This is a genomic window from Emticicia fluvialis (assembly GCF_024793945.1).
GTDB classification, from domain to species: Bacteria; Bacteroidota; Bacteroidia; order Cytophagales; family Spirosomataceae; genus Emticicia; species Emticicia fluvialis.
In genome coordinates this window covers 199,556-219,726 of record NZ_JANUSD010000010.1, presented here as the reverse complement: position 1 = coordinate 219,726, position 20,171 = coordinate 199,556, and the positions used below count along the sequence as shown (strand labels likewise).

The window sequence follows — 20,171 nt, the reverse complement described above, 5'->3', positions numbered from 1 at the left end:
TAATAACAAGTTCTCAAGATTTACTTTAAGGGGTCTTCAGAAGGTAGGTATTGAGTTTGGCCTGATGGCTATCGGGCATAATCTGAGAAAGTGGGCAGCAAAACGCCTGTCTGAACAAGAAAACCAACAAAATTCAGTATCTACCGCTCAAAATAGGACTATTTATGTACTTTTTGAATCTTACCAGATAAAATATCGCTACGCCGCTTAGTAAAACCCGAATCCTTTCGATCTAAACTAAAAAAAGAAGCTGCCCCTTTTTGGACAGCCTCGACACACTGGCTGAATCAACATTCAGCCAAACCGGGGCAGATGCGCTACCAATAAATACCAATGACAAAAGGGTTTAGCCTTTCCCCAGAAACAAAACATCAAAATACTTCAGATTCCAGAATGGAATAAAATTGTACTTCAATTCCTGTTTTCTGATTTTGCCCAATGCAACTAACCTGCTGCCCGAAATATAAGGGTGATACACCAACGCCCACAGCAGCAATACAATGGCAAAAGTTTCGGCTGTAATCAAGCCAAGGTTTGATAAGAGCATCAATACCATAAAAGGTGACAGTATCAGCACATAAAAATTGAGCATATTTTTTAGCGATTCCATAGCGTTGTTTTTTCTACTAATGTAAACCTTTTCTGCAATCGTTCCAAGTGCCGTTCAATAAATATTTTTATTTTTGAAGCCCCTCAGTTTGGCTCAATTTCAATTGAGTCAGTGTGTCTGCCGTTCTTAGAACGGCAGTATCAGAATTTAAGCATTCTACTTTAACTGCCATTGCAGCATCCAGTCATAAATCTCCGGTCTTTCGTAGAGAAACTGAATGCCATGCCCTTCGTTTTCCAGCCTTTTAAACGCAATATTTCCGCCGCAAGCCTTCAGGGCTTTTACAATGCGCTCGGTCTCGTTTATGTCAACAATAGTATCTGCCGTGCCATGATACGTATAAATGGGCATATCTTTCAGGTTTTGGCATAGTTGGTCCAGTTCATTTTCACCCACCCACCCACACAAAGGCACCAGCGCTGCCAGTTTACTGGCGTGGGCGGCTCCGGCCACAAAAGCACCATTGCCACCCAGGCTTATGCCTGTCAGGTACACACGGGTTGGGTCAATTCTGTATCGGGTTTTCAGTTCATCATACAGCGGGTCAAACCAGTTGTCGCTGCCCCAGCTTTTGCCATCAGGGCATTGTGGTGATGCAATTATAAAATCAAATTCTTTTCCCTGTGCAATCAGTTGCGGTATGCCATAGCCTTTCAGTTTGTTGAGGTCGTTGCCCCGGTGCGAGCTTCCATGCAAATAGATAATAACCGGATATGGCACAGTTTTTTTGTTGTAGTCCTTGGGTAAGTACAATAAATATTTATACTTCTCATGGGGTTTGTCTGGCATTTGTGCCAGCAGTGGGCAGGCCGCAAAAACCAAAAGATAACAGCATAAAAGCCAGAAATACAATAATGGAGCCCGAAAAACGCACATAGTAGCTTAATAATAATAAATTGATTATCAGTAATTTGTAAAACGCATGTAAGTGTATATGCAAATTTGCAATTTTTACTTGATTTAATTACAAATTAGCCACGCCGCTTTAAAACCATTACCATTGAAATTAATTTTTTTTTAATTTTATATTCAGCGTTATATTAGATTAATACAATAGCACAAGTATCTATAATCGACAGCTTTGATATGTTTTATCTACACAAGTTGCAGATTGGTCGCCTAATGAACGGTAGTCACTAAACTTTAAGTCTATTTGTTGCTCTAAATGATGTCAACGAAAAATAATCAATGAAGAAGCATCTATTTTTATTATCAATTGCCCTGCTGGTTTCGGTGGGCTTGTTTGCTCAGGGAGTAGAAGTTACCGGCAAAGTGCAGGAGGCCAAAACCAAAATTGCAGTGGTTGGCGCCAGCGTATTACTGATAAACCAGGCCGACAGCACCCAGCGAAAGGGTGTACAGGCAGATACCGCCGGTTTTTTCCGTTTCACGGGTGTGCAGGCAGGCGCCTACCTGTTGCGCGTTACGTCAATCGGGTATGACGACCTCCGCAGCAAAATAACCGTAGGCAATACCAACAAAAACCTGGGTGTGCTGATAATGGGCGAAAACGCCCGCCAGCTAAGCGAGGTAATTGTGCGCGAAAAGCAGATAAGGGTAGAACAAAAAGGCGATACTGTGCAGTTTAACGCCAATGCCTTTAAAACCAACCCCGATGCGTCGGCCGAAGACCTGGTGAAAAAAATGCCCGGCGTTACTATTGAAAACGGCGTGGTAAAAGCACAGGGCGAAGAAGTAAAAAAAGTAACAGTTGACGGACAGGAGTTTTTTGGCGACGATGCCACGCTGGCGCTAAAAAACCTGCCGGCCGAAATTATAGATAAAGTACAGGTGTTTGACCGCCTCAGCGAGCAAGCCCAGTTTACAGGCTTTGACGACGGTAACTCTGTTAAAACCATTAATATTACTACCCTGCAAGGCAAAAATAACGGCCAGTTTGGTAAGGTTTACGCTGGCTATGGCGAAAACGACCGCTATCAGTCGGGTGTGAGTATGAATCTCTTCAAAAAAGACCAGCGGCTAACTATCATTGGCCTGTCTAATAATATTAATCAGCAGAATTTTTCTAATCAGGATATCCTGGGTGTGCTTGGCTCGTCAGGTGGTGGTGGCTTTGGTGGCGGCGCAAGTGGTTTTGCCGGAGGTGGCGGCGCCCGTCCAGGCGGTGGCGGAGGAGGTGGAGGCTTCGGCGGCGGCGGACGCCCCGGTGGCGGTGGCGGCGGAACCAACGCCGGAGACTTTATGGTTGGCCAGCAACCGGGTATTGCCCACACTACGTCTATCGGTCTTAATTATAGCGACAACCTCGGCAAAAAAGTAAAACTGAACACCAGCTACTTTTTCAACTCGGCTAAAAACAGCAACTCAGGCTCTGCCAACCGCGAGTACCTGGGTACTATTCCCCAAACATATACAGAAACCAACGGTTCTGAAAACGACAACCTGAACCACCGCGTTACGATGCGTCTGGAATACAACATCAACAAAAATAACTCTATTATATTTACACCGCGTATTAGCTGGCAGGATAACGACACCTACTCTATGCAGGATGGCAAAACCATGTTGCAGGGTGCTCTGCAAAACACCACCAGTACTACGCGTAACTCAAACAATAAAGGTTATAACTTATCGGGTGAGGTACTTTTCCGCCACCGGTTTACCAAAGAGGGCCGCACGTTCTCGTTAAGTCTGCAGGATAACCTGAGCGACAGAACAGGCCTGAGCAGTCAGTATTCGCTAAGCCGGTATTTTTCACCGAACGACACCACCCAGATCATTAATCAGCAAACGCGCTCTTATACGTACAGCAACCGGGTGTCGGCCATTGCTACCTATACCGAGCCGGTTGGTAAAACAGGCCAGATTCAGTTCGACCACAACATATCATACAACCTGAGTACATCTGACAGGCGTGTCAATGCTTTCGACGAAAAAAACGATACTTATTCTATTCTTAACCAGTCTTTAAGCTCGGTTTTTGATAACGATTACCTTACCAACCGTACTGGTGTAAGTTATCGTATCCGCAACCAGCAGTCGTTTTTCACGGTTGGGGCGGCATATCAGAACGCCCAGCTGGCCAGCGAGCAAACCTACCCAACGGCTCAGAACGTGAAGTACACTTTCAACAGTGTGTTGCCCAATGCTATGTTCAACTACCGTTTTCAGAACAAAGCCAACATCAGGGTGTTTTACCGTACCAGCACCAATGCGCCTTCGGTTAATCAGTTGCAGGATGTTATCAACAACAGCAACCCTACGCAGCTTTCAACCGGTAACCCTGACCTGAAACAAGACTACAGCCACTCGGTTTCTTTCCGTTTTGGTTCAACACAGTCTAAAACAGCCCAGAGCTTCAATATATTTGGTAATTTCAGTTACTCAAACAATGCCATTGTGCAGTCAACCTTTATTGCCGATAAAGATTATCAACTGGCCGACGGCATCATTCTTTTCAGAGGGTCGCAGCTTACCAAGCCGGTTAATATGGATGGCCTGCTGAACGTTCGCTCTTTTGTAAGTTATGGTTTACCGGTTTCGGCCATTAAATCAAACGTTAATTTCAATGCGGGGGTATCTTACCTGAAGAACCCCAACCTGATAAACAACGTGAAAAGTTTTACCAATAACTATGGCATTAACGGTGGTGTGGTAATAAGCAGCAGCATGAGCGAGAAGTTCGACTTCACGGTGTCTTATTCGCCCAGCTACAACATTGTGCGCAACAGCTTGCAGGCTAATCTGAATAGCAACTTCCTTACCCAGAACACCAACGCCAAATTGAACTGGTTGTTTGGCAAAGGCTTTGTGTTACAAACCGAGGTGGTCAATCAGGCTTTCTCAGGTTTGGGTGCGGGCTACAACAGAAACTTTACTTTATGGAATGGCGGTTTGGGCTACAAATTCCTGAAAAAACAGGCAGCCGAGCTCCGGTTTAATGTGTTTGATATTCTGAAACAAAACAACAGCATCAGCCGTAACGTATCAACGGCCTATGTAGAAGACGTAAGAAACATGGTGCTGGGCCGATATTATATGGTTACTTTCACTTACAACCTGCGTAACTTCAGATTGTAAACCGCGCCATAATCAGACACAACAAAGCCCTGCCGACAAAAATGAACGGCAGGGCTTTATTGTTGTATTAATGGTTATGATACTCCAATTATTAAGTCTTGCATACAAATAAACCACGCAACTTATGGTATAAAAGGGTACATACCCGCAAAAAAACAGCCCGATAACCAACCTGAATCACAAAAAAACAATTTATTCACTCATTCCCCGCAACGCCATTCACTCATTCAGCGGAACGCCACCCGCTAATTCAGCGGAACGCCGCCCGCTAATTCGCTAATTCACTAAATCACTCAATCACTCAATCACTAATTCACTCAATCACTCAATCACTAATTCGCCATTCCTACTCATAAAACGGCAAAAACTTAGGCGGCATTTCTTTCAGTTTCGGTGGTGTAGGGTTAATCTTCCGGCCGTTCAGTACAGTTTCATAATACTCAATATACTTGCGGGTTGTGTGTGCCATAGTAAAGTTATCTGCTATGTACTCCGAGCACCGTTTGTTGTCGTAGCTATCAACATCCGCCAGCGCCTCAATCAGCACCGATTTCTTGTCTGACAGCACGCCCATTCCGGCGGGTACCAGTTCTGGCAACGACCCATACGGCGTGCCAAACACAGGGCTGCCCATATACATGCTCTCAATAATAGCAATACCGAAAGGCTCATGCCACAAAACCGGAAACAGCAAACCTTTTGAAGTACGCAGCAGCTGGTTTTTTTCTTCGCCGCCTATCATGCCATAAAAACTAATGCTGGGGTAGGGGGTAAACCGGAAGCCCATTTTAATATTGAGCCTGGTGCCGCCCAGCACAGCCAGTTTGTTGCCACTGGCCCGGGCTATGCTAATGGCCCCTTTTACGTTTTTTACGCGCCAGGCAGCCTTGGCCAGAAAATGCAGATGCGTACGCGGCACCTTAAAATCTGGTTTACCGTATTCTTCCAGTTTCAGGCCGTTATACACAAAGGCGTCAGACCCATATCTTTCTGCATGATTCCTGGATACAAAAACGGTGTTTTCGTCGCACGCTTCAAAGTCGTTTTTGTTACCTTGTATCATTACAATATAAGGTTTCGACAACGGCTCTTTTGGTTTTTCGTAAAGATGCACAATGTCTGTTTCCTCAGGAATTTGCCTTGCCAGCGGTATTTCCAGGTTGTAATGTATAACCTTTGCAAAGCTGCTCTTTGTACCTTCGGGTGCAATAAATGTAACTTTATGGCCCATTTTTGTTAATTCTTCGCCCAACCACCAAATAATACGTTCAGTACCACCATATTTAGTCACAGGCAAAACAGAGTTACTCAAGATTGCTATATTCATTTAAACTTATGTTATGGATTTTCAGCAAAGATAAACTTAATATCATTGATATTGAAAACGAAAGATTAGGGTAGTGTTATTTGTTTGTCGGAATATTTTTTTTTATATTAACAATAACCAGTGTTTTAAATCAGTTTTTTCTGTTCGGGCTAACGGTAAATAAAAAATAAGGAAAATCTTTTAAATATAAATTGTCAATGTCGTATATTTACGACATAATTCAAGTCAAACCCCATGACATACGCTAAAACCAGTCTTTTTGATGTGCAGCAGCAGGAAATCGCCCAGATTGCCAAGGCTTTGTCGCACCCGGCGCGTGTGGCCATTATTCAGTTTCTGGCAAAAAAGCAGGTGTGTGTATCGGGCGATATCTCTAACGAACTACCCCTAAGCCGCACCACGGTGTCGCAACACTTGCAGGAGCTGAAAGAGCTGGGCATTATTCAGGGCGAAGTTAGCGGGCAGCATGTTTGCTATTGTCTGGATATGCAGGTGGTAGCGCGTGTAAAAACGCTATTTCAATTGTTTTTTGAATCGGCTCTGGCTACTCCGCAGGCAGAGTGCTGTTAAAAATTTTTTGCACATATTTGTCGTATGTTTACGTCATACATCATAAAACTTAATCTAACAATGACAAACACAGAACAAAACCTGAAACAATTGGTACAGGAAAAGTACAGCGAAATTGCCTTGCAGGATGCAGACCTGAACCGCGCCTCGTGTTGCGGAGCAGGCGGCTGCTCAACAGAGGTTTACAACATCATGGCCGACGATTATACGAATCTGAACGGCTACACCACCGATGCAGACCTGGGCCTGGGCTGTGGTTTGCCCACGCAGTTTGCCCGCATAAGCAAAGGCGACACCGTGGTTGACCTGGGCTCGGGTGCCGGAAACGACTGCTTTGTGGCGCGTGCCGAAACCGGAGAAACCGGCCGCGTAATTGGTATTGATTTTACGCCTGCCATGATTGATAAGGCGCGTATCAACGCCGCAAAGCTGAATTATACCAATGTGGAGTTCCGTCAGGGAGATATTGAGGATATTCCGTTGCGAGACAACCGCGCCGATGTGGTTGTGAGTAACTGTGTGCTTAACCTGGTGCCCAACAAGGCAGCCGTTTTTGCTGAAATCAAGCGTATCCTGAAACCCGGCGGGCATTTTAGTATTTCAGACATTGTACTGACTGGCCACCTGCCCGAAAAACTGAAAGAGGCCGCCGAAATGTATGCCGGATGCGTAGCCGGGGCTATTCAGAAAGATGAGTACCTGCAAATGATTACAGATTCCGGCTTTCAGAACATCGTAATTCAGAAAGAAAAGCCTATTATTGTGCCTGACGATATTCTGGCCAATTACCTGAGCCCGGCAGAAATTGCTGAGTTCAGAAACAGCACGTCGGGTATTTTCAGCATAACGGTTTATGCCGAGAAAGAGGGCCTCAATTGCTGCACTCCGGGGGCTGGGTGTTGTTAGTATCACGGATTGGTAATCCGTGTTTCGTACTACGGATTGATAATCCGTAGGGGGGCATATACAAAGCCCCACATAATTTTTATCTTGCCATAAAAACAAAATATTTGCGCAATGAAGAAAGTACTGGTGTTATGCACGGGTAACTCATGCCGTAGCCAGATAGCCCACGGATACCTGAATCAACTGGCAGCCGGGAAGGCCGAAATTTTCAGTGCAGGCGTAGAAACCCATGGGCTAAACCCGGGCGCCATAGCCACCATGCTTGAAGACGGCATCGATATCAGCGGGCATACCTCAAACAATGTTGATGAATACGCTCATATTGATTTCGACTACGTAATTACTGTATGCGACAACGCCCTTGAACGCTGTCCGGTTTTTCCTGGTGCAGTGCTGCAGTTGCACCATAATTTTCCGGACCCATCCAAATTTAAAGGCGCCTCAGAAGAAGAAAACAAGGCGGAGTTCCGCCGGGTACGTAATCTGATAAAAGAGTATCTTCAGAATTTTGCAGATAACAACCTTTAACAGGGTGCGCCTTCGTTGCTCGTACATTTACCCTAAAACGCACATTTTATGAAGTGGATAACCCGCGAAAAACCCAAAATAGACCGATTGGCCTGCCCCTGGCTTATCAGGAAATTTGTAGATACCCGGGCTGAGTTTATCTATGTGCCGTTTCATGAGGTAATTCCGAAGTCGGTCGAGCTAAATGCTATTCCTTTTGATATCCCGGGGGTAGAGTTTACGCATTACAATGACCGCTGTACTTTCGACTACATCGTCAGTAAATACAACATTCAGGATAAAGCCGTTGGTATTATGGCCGATATCGTAAGAGGCGCAGATACCGACAGATATGAATTAACTGATGAGTCTGCCGGGCTGATGGCCATTTCGGCGGGCCTTTCTTACAATATCTCTGACGACTACCAATTGCTTGAGCAGGGCTATATTATTTATGATGCCCTTTACAGTTGGGCTACGCATCTGTATAAGCAGAAACACTTACAGAATAGTCCGTTTGAAGACATGCTGCACAAAGTGTATCAGAACCTGCTGAAAGAGACCGACAAAAAGAAAGTACCCGAATGGGTAAAAGAACTGAAACACATTATTCAGGACCAGATTGATGCGCAGTTTAGTTTCGACCTCCGCAAAATATCAGAAGAGCTGGCCATTAATCCATCCTATCTCTCCCGCGAATTTTCAAAATATTTTGATGACCTCAACTTTGGCGAGTATATACGCAAACGGCGTATCGAAAAAGCCATAGACCTGATGCAACAAACCGACTACACCCTTACTGAAATTGCCTATCTGACGGGCTTTTCAGACCAGAGCCATTTTACAAGGTCGTTCAGGCAGCATACGGGTAAAAATCCGCTATCGTTCAGAAATAATCTTCGTAAAGGTAAACCAGATACAAATAGGTAAAAAGCGTGCAATTTCTGTAATGCTGCGGTAACTAGTTTTGTGCCACATCAAAACAAAAACAATGGCATTGAAACATTACCTGGCAACCTTATTTTTATGGTGTAGCATTCTTACTTTCGGGCAGAACAAACCACCAGAGCCAACGTATCCGCGTGTTACTGGTTATGTAGGGGTTATTCATCCGGTTATTACTTTCAGCAGGCAGAATACCCTTAACTTTAAAGACAACTATGTGGTGGGTTTCCCGGTAGGTCTTAACCTCTGGAAAACCCCCAAAGCAGGTTTTTCGCTTGAAATCGTCCCCCTTATCTTATCCGAAAAAGGCACCAGCCGGGTAAGCAATCTGCTTATTCATCCCGGTGTGCTGGTCGCGCTGGGCAAAGGTTATACTTTTGCCGGCCGGGCAGCCTTTGAAACCTCCGGCCGCTATGGGCTTACACCCGTACTTAATAAGGTAGTAAAGAAAAACAAGCATTCGGGCTATTACATCGCATTACCTTTGCCATTGCGTTTTGGTAATGGCCGCCCTGCATCTTTTACCCTTGGTTTTCAGTTTGGTTTGAACTTTTAATACATACCCACCAGTAGATAACAAAAAAGGTAACCTAAAAGGCTACCTTTTCTTATTGAACAATTCTCTTACCACTCTCTGTTACTTCAAAACCAATTCCTCTCGTTCAATTTCCTGCGCTTGCTTGTTGGCTTCTTTATAGCCGTTTGAAGTAAGCAAATTCTTTTGTTTATAGTTTCGGTGCCTGTTACCCAGTGTTACATCAAAAACAACTTTGTTGGCTTTAGGGACACCTGAATGTGCTTTGTAATTACGGTGATTATCCAACGGGTTGGTTGAGTAATCGTTTGAAATCGCAATCCTGCTCGATTCCGCCTGCTTACTTTTTTTGGCCAGCAGCATATTCTGCTGTTTATAGTTAACCGGCTGCGAAGCCTTACTTTGCGCGTATGCGGTAGATGCAACGGCCATAGCCGCCAACACCACCAGGGTGCTTATTTTAGTTCTCATTTTTTTTCGAATAATTTTTGTTTGTACTACCTATACAACGGGTATAAGTACTCAAAAGTTGCAGAAAAAATGAGTATTAATATTTTTTTAAGGTGAGTATTTGTACTTACATACCTGATGGGTGAAGCGTTTCGGCCCGCGGCTATAATGCCAATAGATTTTTTGCAGAACCAGGTGTTGCAAAGATACAAGGTAAGCCTGAAAAAACGAAGCCACCCCCGCTTTTTTGCTTGAAAACCTACCCAAAAAAGCCACCACATTTTTTAAAAAAAACTCTTCGCAGGTCTTTTGAGCCTGACTATAAATTTCTGTACCTTTGGTAAGCTCAAAAAAAATCGTGCTATTTATCCTAAAAAATCACTCTTAACAGCAGGAAGAAAAAATGAAAAACCTTTCAAAAACATTCTTATTATTACTACTACAGGTATTTGTTTTTAGTACCCAGGCCCAAAAAAACAAGGCATTTAAACCCAAAGAAGTGTATCAGTCGAAAGACCTGATCATTACCCAGATTGCCGATAATTCTTTCCTGCATGTATCGTATCACCAAACCAACGACTTCGGCAATGTGCCTTGTAACGGGCTGGTGGTCAGAAACGGCAATGAGGTTATTATTTTTGACACACCCACTAAAGACAAAAGCGCCGAAGAACTCATAAAATGGGTTACAGAAACGCTACATTGCCAGATAAACGCGGTTATTCCTACCCATTTTCATACCGACTGCCTCGGTGGGCTCAATGCGTTTCATCAACATAACATTCCGTCTTATGCCAGTTTTAAGACAATTGAGCTGGCAAAGGAAGACAAAATGCCTGTGCCGCAAAACGGCTTTAAAGACCTGTTGACCCTGAAAATTGGCAAAAAACGGGCAACAGCCAGGTTCTTTGGCGAAGGCCATACCAAAGACAACGTAGTGGGTTACTTTGCGCCAGACGACGTCATGTTTGGTGGCTGCCTCATCAAAGAAATAGATGCCAGCAAAGGTTATCTGGGCGACGCCAACGTGGCCGAATGGTCGGCCACGGTTGAAAAAGTAAAAGCCGCTTACCCGAAAGCAAAAATTGTGATACCCGGGCATGGCGAATACGGCAATCAGTCATTGCTTGACTACACCATTCAATTGTTTAAGTAGCACCCCAATATGTGTTTTTTAGGCATAATCTGCTCATAGTATTATACCACCCGCCCGGCTTACTTTTAGGTATAAAGTAGTCCGGGTGTTTTTTTGGTGGCTGTGTAATAAAATATTGTTGCTTCATGCCCAATAAAACAAGTTCTGTTAAGAATAATTAAAACTGTTTCTTAATTTTGGAAACTTAAAAAATGAAAACTCAATGACACAAAAGAAAGCCACGATTCCGGTTTGTGCCGTTTTTGATATTGGTAAAACAAATAAAAAGTTACTCGTTTTCGACCAGAATTATCAGATTCTACACGAAGAACAGGTGCAGCTTGATGAATCGCTCGATGACGACGGCTTTCCGTCAGACGACCTCCTGCAACTCACAAACTGGATTAAAAACAGCTTTCAAGTCCTGTCAGAAAACCCCAACTATGATATCAGGGGCCTTAATTTCTCGGCCTATGGTGCAAGCCTGGTACACCTTGACGGCAACGGAAAACCCCTGGCAGCCTTATACAATTACCTGAAAACCCTGCCTAAAACACTTCGTAATGATTTTGTAGAAAAATACGGAAGCGATATCTACCGCCAAACTGCTTCGCCAGACCTCGGCATGCTCAATTCGGCTATGCAGTTATACTGGCTCAAAAACCAGAAGCCTTCGCTTTTTCATCTCATTCGTCATTCATTACATCTGCCACAGTATTGTAGCTTTTTGTTTACCGGCCAGCCCGTTTCCGAAATCACCAGCGTGGGTTGCCATACCCTGCTTTGGGATTTCGAAAAACACAATTACCACGCCTGGGTAGAGGCAGAGCATTTGCATTCGGTGCAGCAAAAACCTAAACTTACCAATGAGGTAGTGGTAGATACCGCCACAGGCCGGGCTATAGGCATAGGTGTGCACGATAGTTCGTCGGCATTGGTGCCATACCTGCGTACTTTTGACGAAGAGTTTGTGCTGCTGTCAACTGGTACCTGGGCCATCAGCCTTAATCCGTTTAACGAAGAGCCGCTTACCACTGCCGAAATGGCCAAAGACTGCCTGTCTTACCTGAACTATGAGGGCAAACCGGTGAAGGCATCCAGAATTTTTGCGGGCAATGAGCATGAACGGCAGGTGAAACATCTGGCCGATTATTTCAATGTAAATGTTAATTATTATAAAGAGGTAAGGTTTGATACCAACCTGATTATGCACCTCCGCAAAAAATACAAACAGGCCACCCCCGAAACAGCCGACGTAACGCTAGACAGCCCCTTTGTAGAACGCAACATTAACCTCTTTAAATCGTACGAAGAAGCCTACCACCAGTTTATGCTAGACCTGGTGGCGCAGCAGATAGCCTCTTTACGCCTTACCATAGGCCGAAAGGGCGTACGCAAGATTTTTGTAGAAGGCGGTTTCTCTAAAAACGAAATATTTATGAATCTGCTGGCCGATGCGTTTTTTCACAAGCAGGTTTTTGCCTCAGAAATTGCGCAGGCATCGGCATTAGGCGCTGCGCTGGTTATTCATGAACACTGGAACTCCCAACCCATACCCGAGCAGATTATTCGTTTAAAGCGTTATTATTAAAATTACCGCAATGTATTTAGAATCGGGGTATTTAAACTGCCAATAAATGAAGAGATTGGGTTGAACCATTCAGTTCAGCATCTTCAAGTGTTTTGGTACAAAACTGAATCTCAACCTGTTTCTCAAATCATTCAAAAAGTATTACAGGTGGCTTGGCCACCCCGGGTATTTTACTGAAAAATCAGGAAATGCCCAACCCTCTCTAAAAAAAAGGAGGGAAAACAAAAAAGAATCGAACATAAAAATGAAAGCATTAACCTTACAGGAAGCAGGAAAGTTTGAGTACCAATTGGTGAGCGAGCCTGCTCCCTTACAACCACACGAGGCCCTTGTAAAAGTACACCGCATAGGTATTTGCGGCACAGATTACCACGCTTATCGCGGTCGGCAGCCTTTTTTCTCTTATCCACGCATTTTGGGCCATGAGCTGGGAGTTGAAGTGATAGAAACCGGCACTGCTGTAACCAACGTTAAACCCGGCGACCGCTGCGCCGTTGAGCCTTACCTGCACTGCGGGCATTGCCAGTCTTGCCGTAACGGCAAAACCAATTGCTGCGAAAACCTGCAGGTGCTGGGCGTGCATACCGACGGCGGCATGACAGAATACCTGAAACTGCCTGCCGGCAAACTTTATGCGTCGGCTCAACTGAACTTTGAGCAACTAGCCCTGGTTGAAACCCTGGGCATTGGCTGCCATGCCGTTAACCGTTCAGGAATTACCACGGCCGACAAAGTGCTGGTAATAGGGGCGGGGCCCATAGGGCTGGCCTGTTTGCAGTTTGCCAAAATTAAAGGTGCAAAAGTGGTGATGCTGGACGTAAACGAGGCCCGCCTGAATTTTGCCAGCAATACCATGCAGGCTGATGCCACCGTATTGGCCTCAGACAACAGCCTGGAGGCCATTAAAGCGCACTTGGATGGCGATATGCCCACGGCCATTTTTGATGCCACCGGCAACCCCGGCTCTATGATGCGTACCTTTGAAATGGCGGCTTTTGGCGGCAAAATTATATTTGTAGGCTTGTTTCAGGGAGACATGACTTTCTTTGACCCGCTTTTCCACCGGCGAGAACTCACCATTTTTGCCAGCAGAAATGCCCTGCCGGAAGATTTTAATAATATCATTCACTGGATGGAAGAAGGCCGCATTGATACCAACGCCTGGATAACCCACCGCGTGGCCTTTGCAGACGTGGCCGGTAGTTTTGAACACCTGCTGCAGTCGGGGCATGAACTGGTAAAGGCCGTGATAACGCTATAAAAGCTAATGAAAAAATAAAAAGTTCCTTAAGTACAATATTTTTTTTCATTTAAGCGTTAGACTACTAGATTCTTCAGGGGAAAGTTAGTACCTTGTGAAAGGACTACCTAACCCCATTAAACCCCTTTAATGAAACCTTCAAAATACAACAGAGTGAAATTCCTCAATAAGGATAAATCGCTCTTTTTTTCAGTTCTGCGTTCAAAAGTAGATAGTTATTTCCACGAAAATCAGATTCAGAAAACAGGCGGACAAAAAATCATGGTAAAGGCAATATGTATGTTGTCTCTTTACCTGGGTTCTTTTGCGCTTATTTTAAGTGGGCAATGTACCTTATGGCAAATGTGGCTGCTTACCATACTGATGGGTGTGGGTGTAGCCGGAGTAGGTATGTCTGTAATGCACGACGCCATTCACGGCTCGTTTTCAGAGCATCACTGGATCAACCGCCTCTTTGGTGCCTCTTTGTACCTGCTTGGGGGTAATGTTTACAACTGGGAGATACAACACAACCGCCTGCATCATACGTTTACCAATATTCATGAGGTAGACGAAGACATCACCGGCAAGTTTCTGCTGCGGTTATCGTGCAGCGACAAACTCAAACGCATACACAGATTTCAGCATATTTATGCTTTCTTTTTATATAGCCTCATGACCTTGTCTTTTCTCTGGAAAGACTTCAAAGAAATTGCTTTATATAACGAGATGTCTAAAACCGGGCTTGTTAAGTCGTACCCGCGCAAGGAGATTTTCCGCCTGCTTATTGGCAAAGTGGCTTATATTCTGGTAATTGGTGTTTTGCCGATGGTGGTTTTAAATTTGAGCTTTGGCCAGTGGCTGATTGGTTTCATGACCATGCACGCCATAGCAGGGCTGATACTGAGCACCATTTTTCAGCTGGCGCACGTGGTAGAAGGCGCGCACCAGCCATCGCCCGACGAAAAAGGTAATATCGAAAACTCATGGGCTATTCATCAGCTCAATACCACTTCTAACTTTGCCAGTAGAAATTACCTGTTATCATGGTATATCGGCGGGCTCGACTACCAGATTGAACATCATCTTTTTCCGCATATATCGCACGTGCATTACCGATACATTTCGCCTATTGTACGCAGCACCGCCGAAGAATACGGCATACTCTATAACGACAAAGCATCATTCATTAACGGCCTCGACTCACACATCAGAATGCTGAAGCATCTTGGGAAGTTAACTAATTAGTGAATGAGTGATTGAGTGATTTAGTGAATTAGTGAATTAGTGAATGAGTGATTTAGTGAATGAGTGATTTAGTGAATGAGTGATTTAGTGAATGAGTGATTGAATGAATTAGCGGCCGCTAAATCATTCAATCACTCATTCCCCGCAATTATAGACGCTCATTTACACAATCACTAAATCACTCATTCGCTAAATCAGCGGAACGCCGCCCGCTCAATCACTAATTCGCTCATTCTCTCATTCTCTCAATCGCTCAATCACTAATTCACTCAATCCCCGCAACGCCGCCCGCTAATTCACTAATTCACTAAATCACTCATTCACTCAATCAGCGGAACGCCGCCCGCTCATTTACAAAAGCGTCGCCGGGTCCAGCAGGTTATTTTTGATGGCAAAAACAACAAGTCCGGCCGTGTTTCTGACACCCGTTTTTTCAAGCAGGTTGTTCCGGTGGCCGTCAACGGTACGAATACTGATAAACAATTTCTCGGCAATTTCCTGCGCGGTGTACTGGCGGCAGATGAGGTCAAGTACTTCCAGTTCGCGCTGCGTTAACGTAGATGGTATGTTTTGTGGTATCAGCAGCCGGGGTTTCTTGCCTGTCAGGCGGTCTTTCATGGTTTTCAGAAAAACTTCATTGAAATAAAAACCCTTCTCAATAACCGTTACAATGGCTTTTTCTACTTCGGCAGGCTCAACATTCTTAAACAGATAACCATTAATACCCAGCTCCATGAGGTGCGCCACAAAGCGGTCATCGCTATGCACTGACAACACAATAATCCTGATATCCGGGTAGTCGGAGTGCAGAATCCTGGTGGTTTCAATGCCGTTCAGTTCGGGCATTGACAAATCAAGCAACACAATATCGGGCTTTACCTCAGCAGTTTTAATGGCATCAAGTAAAGTCTTGCCGTTGTCGGCTTCTAAAATAATCTCCATTTTATCCAGATTATTAATGATGGCGGCCATCCCTTTTCTGAATAAAATCTGGTCATCTGCAATAGCAATTTTAATCATCTTCATAAGTATAGTATAGCAAACCTATACAGGTACTGGTTGACAAAGTTCAATTTGTATATAATCAGTAGCAGGTTGAAGACTGATATTAGGTACGTAAATACCTACAAATCCGGAATTTCAATATCCACTCTCAGGCCGGCACCGGGAGATGTATCAAACCTGGTCTGGCCGTTAAGCAGCCGGGTTCGGGCCTCTATATTTTTAAGACCAAGGCTTCTTTTCTGATACGCTTCTACAAAATCAAAGCCCCTGCCGTTGTCGGCATATTTAATGTATAGAAATGCATTTTCTTTCCTTATCGTTAGCGTTAGTTCTGTGGCTTCAGCGTGCTTTACAGCATTATTCAGTAACTCTTGTAAGAGTCTGTAAACGGCCAGGCTTTGGGTATTGCCCGGTTGTTCGGGTATTTCTACAGTCAGATTGATGTCAATTCCGGCAACGGCCATTACTTTTTCGCAAAGGCTTTCAATGGCATAAGGCAGGCCAAACTCTTCCAGCCCTTGTGGCAGCAGGTCGTTTGATATCCGCCTTACGTTGTCTATGATGTTATCTATCAGCTGTTTGTAGTCTAATGTGGTTAGTTGTGGCCTGGTGGGTAGCTCATTAACCATCAGCCGCATCACAGACAAAGAGGCACCCACCTCGTCGTGCAGGTCGCGGGCCAGCCTTTTGCGTTCTTGCTCAATGGCATCCATAGCGCCAAAAAACAGCTCGCGCTGATGCTTGGCTTCTGCTTCCTGAATACGAATGCGGTGTTCAAGCATCCGGCGTTGGTAAAGCACCATAAAAATTACAATACCGCAGGCCATCATTAAAAGCATCAGTGTACCACCAATTATCATCACATACATATCTAGTGGGGCTCCTGTTGTTGCGGGCTGTACCATAAACCAATAGCAATAAATATATAGGTCAAACCCAACAGGCAGGCATGAATTGCCCACGATAACATACTCAGGCGGAGGTCCATCCTCAATAGCAAATTTCCGAGTACAAATAAAAACAGACTCCCTGCAAAGTAAAACAGAAATCCGGCATTAATCCAAAACAAAGGAGATTTTTCTATATAAATAATCTCTAGCGTTTGAATCATCTTATAATAGGTTGCCAGGGCAAAAAATACAAAAATGATGCTTTCAAGCCCACGCGGGTAAGTATTGAACCCTGTAAGTGGTTGCACGTATATAAAATTAAGCACAGCAAGCACTGTAAAAAGCGCAATAGCCACATAAAAAACACCCTTTGGTATAAAATTTTGCAGATAGGTTTTATAGAACCAGCTGATAATGGCAAACTCAATGATGGTATAGAAATGCAGAAACGGCAGGTTGTTATTTAACAATTCAGCAGTAACGATTGACACCACCTCAGAAAAAAGCGCAAAGCATAAATAAACAGCTATGGCCTTCAGCTCTTTTGTCAGGTGTTTTTTTCTATACACAGCAATGGCAACCGGAAAAAGCAATATAACTGAAACATACGTTACCAGCCAAGTTGTAATTTTTACAAGCATCGGGTGTCTTTTTTAATAGTCAATTATATAACCCGGCGTCAGGCTGACAGCCCTGCCGGGTACATATTTTCAGAAAAAGGAGTTCTGGGGGGCTTACCTGTAAGCGCCACAACAAATGTAGCCCTTTTTTAAGGGGTTGCATACCCGTAAAAATACCTGTTTTATAGGTGTTATGGCAAATACGTAAAACTACGCAAGCGCAAAACAGGTATTTTTACCCGTAAATTATTTTAAAATTATGCCCATTTTTGCATGTTGGTTTTCCGGTACGCCTATTGTTATTTTGTGAGTCTTAATCAGGGTTGCTAAATCAGCAGCACAATGCTCTGCAAAAGATAGCCGGTAAAGCACGCATCAGATATTAATCCATATCAACGCACCACATTAAAAATATATTAGGGTTTGGCCTAACTAAGTCAGTAAATGTCTGCTTATCATTAGCGGCACATTTCTTCTTTTTATTTCTCTGCCTTTATTTATTTGGTTTACCTGCGCCGTACTAATTCTGATTTATTATTTATCTTTGCGCCCTGTCTTATTTTAACCTTAACAGGTACCACCTGATTTGCAGCCATGAGCGCCATTTTTGGAATCATCTTTACGTCTCCACCAGAATCTGATGCAGCCTTTGCAGCTATGCAACAAGCCATGGCACACAGGGCCAAAGACGGTAAAGGTACATATCATGATACCCGGGCGTTTTTAGCCACATACCAGCTTATTACGTCTGTGAGGCAGCATAACGAGCTATTGCCGTATCAGGAAGATGAATATGTAATTACCTGCGACAGCCGCCTTGATAACCAGAGCAACATCATAAGCCTGCTGGGCCTGCCCCATAAAAACCATGAAATAGCCGACGCCTGCCTGATACTGAAGCTATACCGTAAATATGGTAGCAACTGCACCGATTACCTGGATGGTGAGTTTGCCTTTGTAATCTGGAACAAAGAAACCAGAACCATCTTTGCAGCTACCGACCACATGGGTTTCAGATCTTTTTATTACTATTACAACGGGCATGCGTTTGTGTTTGCCAGCGAGATAAAAGGTATAACAGCCGCAAACCAGACCCCGAAAAGATTTGACAGGAACAATACCGTAAATAAGTTTATGGTTAATTTTGATGGCGGTACTTACGATGCCGACATCAAACAACTGCCTGCGGCTACCCGTCTTACCTGGAAGTGTAATGAGCCGCATTCTATTGGGCTTTACAAATACTGGCAGCTTAAAAAGCAGGGCAGGTATGCCTTTACTAACAATAATGACTGGGCAGCCTGCATGAGAGAACTCATTATCAATGCCGTTTACAAAAGGCTGGATACCGACAAGCCCGTGGGGATTTCGTTAAGCGGCGGGCTAGACTCCTCATTTCTGGCTGGTATTCTGGCCACAGAGCTGCAAAAAAAGAATAAGCCATTATATACTATTTCTAACGTATTAAGCCCCGATTACACAGGAACCCAAAAAGACGAACGCTATTATATGGAACTAATGGGTAAAAAGTATCCTAATATTCAGCAGGAGTTTATTGATTTTTCAGACGGTTCGGGGCCTTTCACTAATCTGGTCGATACATTTGAACGCCTCGAAGTGTTGGCCTATCCTTTTATTTATACAGATAAACGCCTGTTTGAAACCGCAAGCCAAAAAGGAATAGGTTTGTTTTTTAATGGTTTTGGCGGAGACTTCGCCATGTCTTACAAAGGCGATGGCCTGATATATGACCAGCTTAAAGCGGGTCAATTACGTGCGGCATTTAAATCTTTAGCCTTTATAGCCGCCGATAACAAAATATCATTTCTTCAGGCTTTCAGGACATGCATACTGGATAACTCTTTTGCCAGAAAACTGTACGAGCCTATTATTCCTTACCTTCGGCTAGAGAGGCAGGCTTTGCTAAGTAAAGAACTGGCACCTCTGGCAGCCGGAAAAGTAGCCTTCGGCGCAACAGCGTCAGTTAAAAAAAGGCTTGCCGCCATTATCAATACTGGTACCTTGGGTGGGATGCTTTTTAGTACGCAAAAAAAACTAAGTGCCTCTTACGGTATAGAAAGCACGGCTCCGTTACTTGATAAAAACCTGATGGAGTTTTTTATGGATATTCCGCCAGAGCAGTTTCTGGTAAATAACTGGCAGCGGTCTTTAATGCGCAGGGCTATGGACGGTTTTGTGCCACAGGAAATTCAGTGGAGAAAAGACAAGAAGCCATTTGTGCTTGATTTCACCGAAAAGTTCATTCAATCGCATACATATATAGATACTGTTCTACAAGATGCCAGCTATGAGCGCAGCAGGCAGGCACTTCATGTAGATCGTTTTAAGACGTTGTACGGGGCTATTCTTGAAGGCAAACGAAACAATACTGACTGCCGTATTGCTGCATGGGCAGTTGAACTGGTGGCATACCTACACTGGCTTGAGGCGAAAGGTTATTTTTATAAATAAGTTTAGTTTTCTAAAATAGAAATTCTAATTTTGTTTTACAGGATTTTTCTGATTCATTACTACCAGATTAAGCCATTTT

Annotated in this window: 19 protein-coding genes; 12 read left to right on the top strand and 7 right to left on the bottom strand. The window is 44.1% G+C overall.

Annotated features, from left to right (window positions below; translation table 11 throughout):
- Window positions 1-211: transposase (locus tag NZ848_RS21525; RefSeq protein ID WP_309600835.1), on the top strand; the 211-nt coding region annotated here is incomplete at its 5' end.
- Window positions 212-346: 135 nt separating this feature from the next.
- On the opposite strand, the gene NZ848_RS13595 is transcribed toward NZ848_RS21525, so the two are convergent.
- Entirely contained in the window at window positions 347-610 is a 264-nt protein-coding gene (locus NZ848_RS13595) for a hypothetical protein (RefSeq protein WP_259015924.1), read from the bottom strand.
- Between the two features lie 156 nt (window positions 611-766).
- Window positions 767-1,399 (bottom strand): carboxylesterase family protein, encoded by a 633-nt coding sequence (locus NZ848_RS13590; RefSeq protein ID WP_259015923.1) that lies wholly within the window; start codon window positions 1,397-1,399, stop codon window positions 767-769.
- 399 nt (window positions 1,400-1,798) lie between these two features.
- On the opposite strand from NZ848_RS13590, the gene NZ848_RS13585 reads away from it, so the two are divergent.
- The gene (locus NZ848_RS13585) at window positions 1,799-4,651 is read left to right on the top strand and encodes an outer membrane beta-barrel protein (protein WP_259015922.1); all 2,853 of its coding nucleotides are present in this window, start codon (window positions 1,799-1,801) and stop codon (window positions 4,649-4,651) included.
- 346 nt (window positions 4,652-4,997) lie between these two features.
- Here NZ848_RS13585 and NZ848_RS13580 read toward each other — a convergent pair whose 3' ends face one another.
- Window positions 4,998-5,978 carry a glycosyltransferase gene (locus NZ848_RS13580; protein ID WP_259015921.1) on the bottom strand — a complete coding sequence of 327 codons (981 nt, stop codon included), beginning with the start codon at window positions 5,976-5,978 and terminating at the stop codon, window positions 4,998-5,000.
- 234 nt (window positions 5,979-6,212) lie between these two features.
- Between NZ848_RS13580 and NZ848_RS13575 the strand changes: the two genes are divergently transcribed.
- The 5 genes from NZ848_RS13575 (at window position 6,213) to NZ848_RS13555 (ending at window position 9,462) form a co-directional block, all read left to right on the top strand.
- Entirely contained in the window at window positions 6,213-6,548 is a 336-nt protein-coding gene (locus NZ848_RS13575) for an ArsR/SmtB family transcription factor (protein ID WP_259015920.1), read from the top strand.
- Between the two features lie 60 nt (window positions 6,549-6,608).
- A complete protein-coding gene (locus tag NZ848_RS13570) occupies window positions 6,609-7,454 on the top strand; it encodes an arsenite methyltransferase (protein WP_259015919.1) in 846 nt (281 codons plus the stop codon).
- Between the two features lie 111 nt (window positions 7,455-7,565).
- The gene (locus tag NZ848_RS13565; protein ID WP_259015918.1) at window positions 7,566-7,982 is read left to right on the top strand and encodes an arsenate reductase ArsC; all 417 of its coding nucleotides are present in this window, start codon (window positions 7,566-7,568) and stop codon (window positions 7,980-7,982) included.
- Window positions 7,983-8,030: 48 nt separating this feature from the next.
- Window positions 8,031-8,891 carry a chromate resistance protein ChrB domain-containing protein gene (locus tag NZ848_RS13560; protein ID WP_259015917.1) on the top strand — a complete coding sequence of 287 codons (861 nt, stop codon included), beginning with the start codon at window positions 8,031-8,033 and terminating at the stop codon, window positions 8,889-8,891.
- A 61-nt stretch (window positions 8,892-8,952) separates the two neighbouring features.
- On the top strand, window positions 8,953-9,462 hold the full coding sequence (locus NZ848_RS13555; protein ID WP_259015916.1) for a hypothetical protein: 510 nt from the start codon (window positions 8,953-8,955) through the stop codon (window positions 9,460-9,462).
- An 81-nt stretch (window positions 9,463-9,543) separates the two neighbouring features.
- On the opposite strand, the gene NZ848_RS13550 is transcribed toward NZ848_RS13555, so the two are convergent.
- A complete protein-coding gene (locus tag NZ848_RS13550) occupies window positions 9,544-9,912 on the bottom strand; it encodes a hypothetical protein (protein WP_259015915.1) in 369 nt (122 codons plus the stop codon).
- 382 nt (window positions 9,913-10,294) lie between these two features.
- Here NZ848_RS13550 and bla point away from each other — a divergent pair, with 382 nt between their 5' ends.
- The 4 genes from bla to NZ848_RS13530 all read left to right on the top strand — a co-directional run bounded on the left by bla (window position 10,295) and on the right by NZ848_RS13530 (window position 15,105).
- Entirely contained in the window at window positions 10,295-11,047 is a 753-nt protein-coding gene (gene bla / locus NZ848_RS13545) for a subclass B1 metallo-beta-lactamase (protein WP_259015914.1), read from the top strand.
- Between the two features lie 202 nt (window positions 11,048-11,249).
- Window positions 11,250-12,617, top strand: coding sequence for an FGGY-family carbohydrate kinase (locus NZ848_RS13540; RefSeq protein WP_259015913.1), 1,368 nt, complete (start codon window positions 11,250-11,252; stop codon window positions 12,615-12,617).
- 244 nt (window positions 12,618-12,861) lie between these two features.
- Window positions 12,862-13,878, top strand: coding sequence for a zinc-binding alcohol dehydrogenase family protein (locus tag NZ848_RS13535; RefSeq protein ID WP_259015912.1), 1,017 nt, complete (start codon window positions 12,862-12,864; stop codon window positions 13,876-13,878).
- 129 nt (window positions 13,879-14,007) lie between these two features.
- Window positions 14,008-15,105 carry a fatty acid desaturase family protein gene (locus NZ848_RS13530; protein WP_253522893.1) on the top strand — a complete coding sequence of 366 codons (1,098 nt, stop codon included), beginning with the start codon at window positions 14,008-14,010 and terminating at the stop codon, window positions 15,103-15,105.
- 351 nt (window positions 15,106-15,456) lie between these two features.
- On the opposite strand, the gene NZ848_RS13525 is transcribed toward NZ848_RS13530, so the two are convergent.
- The 3 genes from NZ848_RS13525 to NZ848_RS13515 form a co-directional block, all read right to left on the bottom strand.
- A complete protein-coding gene (locus NZ848_RS13525; protein ID WP_101726179.1) occupies window positions 15,457-16,131 on the bottom strand; it encodes a response regulator transcription factor in 675 nt (224 codons plus the stop codon).
- A gap of 98 nt (window positions 16,132-16,229) precedes the next feature.
- Window positions 16,230-17,015, bottom strand: coding sequence for a sensor histidine kinase (locus NZ848_RS13520; protein WP_259015911.1), 786 nt, complete (start codon window positions 17,013-17,015; stop codon window positions 16,230-16,232).
- Window positions 16,982-17,641 carry a hypothetical protein gene (locus NZ848_RS13515; protein ID WP_259015910.1) on the bottom strand — a complete coding sequence of 220 codons (660 nt, stop codon included), beginning with the start codon at window positions 17,639-17,641 and terminating at the stop codon, window positions 16,982-16,984. The genes NZ848_RS13520 and NZ848_RS13515 overlap by 34 nt, the downstream gene beginning before the upstream one ends.
- 573 nt (window positions 17,642-18,214) lie before the next feature.
- On the opposite strand from NZ848_RS13515, the gene NZ848_RS13510 reads away from it, so the two are divergent.
- The gene (locus NZ848_RS13510) at window positions 18,215-20,092 is read left to right on the top strand and encodes an asparagine synthase-related protein (RefSeq protein ID WP_259015909.1); all 1,878 of its coding nucleotides are present in this window, start codon (window positions 18,215-18,217) and stop codon (window positions 20,090-20,092) included.
- The last annotated feature ends 79 nt before the right edge of the window (window positions 20,093-20,171 follow it).